This is a genomic window from Moorena sp. (genome assembly GCF_982860115.1).
The window spans coordinates 1-2,316 of sequence record NZ_CEYLVT010000442.1 but is presented as its reverse complement, the minus strand read 5'-3'; the positions used below and the strand labels follow the sequence as shown (position 1 = coordinate 2,316).

Genomic DNA, 2,316 nt, shown 5'->3' with positions numbered 1-2,316 from the left:
GGAGTGCGCTTCACTTGGTAGCCCAGTTGCTTAAATAATTTAGCCAGAAATTTTTTAAACTCCCTCCCCGTAATTTGATCAATTGCATCTAAATGTTCATCAATATCCTGTTTCGATGCACGCCTATCCTCAACGGAAGATTTACCATTCTTAACTTCTGCTTTAAGTTTGCGTTTCAAATCATGAGAAACCATTAAGCCTTTAATCTCTTTACACAAAGATGCTTTAGATTCTCCTTCTTCTTGGCGCTGTTTATATATTCCAACCAGTAACGCTTCAAGTCCGAATTTCGATAAGGCATCAGCAGCTATTCCCACAACCCCAAGAAAACCAATGCCTCCGATCATTCCAAATGGACTTAACATTGCCAAAGCCTCTGTGATCGCCGCTGCTCCAGTTAACCCCGTTGTTGCCATAGTAATCAGAAGTATCACACCAGGTAAGCCTAGTGCAGCCACCTTTCTAACCACTTCATCCATATCATTATTCCTCAATATGTTTAGTTTAGAGAATTGCTCTAATTTTCATCAGTATTCCCTCCAAACTGAGTAACGACATCAGTGGAAATAGGGGATTATTGAATTAACGACGAACCAAACTAATAGCCTTCAGCTTAAGCGCTACGCGCACGCTACGCGAACAGCTATCAGCCAAAGAACAGCATTCAGACCAATTAAAGTAGGGTGGGCAAAGTAATATAATCATTAATACTCACGCACAAACAAACTGTGTCTTGATGCAGTCGCTCATGGGGGAAACCACGGCAGTTGCTCATGGGGGAGACCCCCAAGACCGCACTGCCTCCCCAAGACCGCGCTGCATCGCTTTTTGCCCACCCTACAAGCTGCTATCAGCTTAAGCTGCTACAATTAAACAGCAGGTGTTTTTTTACAATCAACTATATTCAGAAGGCTTTTACTTATATAATTTTTTAAGTAATTTTTTAAAATCATCCCTATCAAAAAGCATAATGTCAGTCTTAGCTGCCAGTTCTTTTGCAGGTTCTGTAAACTTACTATTAGTGATAACTATTCCGAGGTTCGCCTGATAATAGCCAATTGCCCCTGTTACTTCCTGAACGGTCTTAATCCCTACGCTACCTTGTTTTCTCTTGGCTTGAACAACAGCCTTTATATCCCCTTTTTTAATTACCAGATCGGCTCCATAATCCGCAGTTGCTGGAGTGCGCTTCACTTGGTAGCCCAGTTGCTTAAATAATTTAGCCAGAAATTTTTCAAACTCCCTCCCCGTCATTTGATCAATTGCATCTAACTGTTCATCAATATTCTTTGACGACTTTGATTCACGCCTATCCTCAACCGAAGATTTACCATTATTAAGTTCTTCTTTGAGTTTGCATTTCAAATCACGAGAAACCATTAAGCCTTCAATCTCTTTACGGAGAGATGCTTTAGATTCTCCTTCTTGTTGACGCTGTTTATATATTCCAACCAGTAACGCTTCAAGTCCGAATTTTGATAAGGCATCAGCAGCTATTCCCACAACCCCAAGAAAACCAATGCCTCCGATCATTCCAAATGGACTTAACATTGCCAAAGCCTCTGTGATCGCCGCTGCTCCAGTTAACCCCGTTGTTGCCATAGTAATCAGAAGTATCACACCAGGTAAGCCTAGTGCAGCCACCTTTCTAACCACTTCATCCATATCATTATTCCTCAATATGTTTAGTTTAGAGAATTGCTCTAATTTTCATCAGTATTCCCTCCAAACTGAATAACGACATCAGTGGAAATAACAGTGGAAACCCATCTTATTTTGAAATACCTAAGAGACTGTTTGTTAAACTTTGCTTAAATCAGGCACGTAGGGTGGGTTAGGTGAAAAGTACTTTAAAATATCACCTGTTAACAGAGCTGTCCCCCGTAACCCACCAATAATATTTACTTTAGAAACAGTCTATAATTCTTCTTTGAGTTTGCGTTTCAAATCAGCAGAAATAATTAAGCCTTCAATCTCTTTACAGAGGGATCTTTTAGATTCTCCTTCTTGTTGGCGCTGTTTATATATTCCAACCAGTAATGCTTCAAGTCCGAATTTCGATAACCCATCAGCAGCTATTCCCACAACCCCAAGAAAAGCAATGCCTCCTAGCATTCCGAATGGACCTAACATTGCCAAAGCCTCTGTGATCGCCGCTGCTCCAGTTAACCCCGTTGTTGCCATAGTAATCAGAAGTATCACACCAGGTAAGCCTAGTGCAGCCACCTTTCTAACCACTTCATCCATATCATTATTCCTCAATATGTTTAGTTTAGAGAATTGCTCTAATTTTCATCAGTATTCCCTCCAAACTGA

The 2,316-nt window shown here is 40.8% G+C and carries 4 protein-coding genes; 1 reads left to right on the top strand and 3 read right to left on the bottom strand.

Annotated elements, in window-relative coordinates; translation table 11 throughout:
• Positions 1-479: hypothetical protein (locus tag AC4II3_RS32520; protein ID WP_490723039.1), on the bottom strand; the 479-nt coding region annotated here is incomplete at its 3' end.
• Positions 480-736: 257 nt separating this feature from the next.
• Here AC4II3_RS32520 and AC4II3_RS32515 point away from each other — a divergent pair.
• Complete coding sequence (locus AC4II3_RS32515; protein ID WP_488010917.1) at positions 737-859, top strand: hypothetical protein; 123 nt, start codon at positions 737-739, stop codon at positions 857-859.
• Positions 860-915: 56 nt separating this feature from the next.
• Here AC4II3_RS32515 and AC4II3_RS32510 read toward each other — a convergent pair whose 3' ends face one another.
• Complete coding sequence (locus AC4II3_RS32510) at positions 916-1,665, bottom strand: restriction endonuclease (protein ID WP_488010915.1); 750 nt, start codon at positions 1,663-1,665, stop codon at positions 916-918.
• 252 nt (positions 1,666-1,917) lie between these two features.
• Positions 1,918-2,247, bottom strand: coding sequence for a hypothetical protein (locus AC4II3_RS32505; RefSeq protein WP_488010913.1), 330 nt, complete (start codon positions 2,245-2,247; stop codon positions 1,918-1,920).
• Positions 2,248-2,316: the final 69 nt, after the last annotated feature.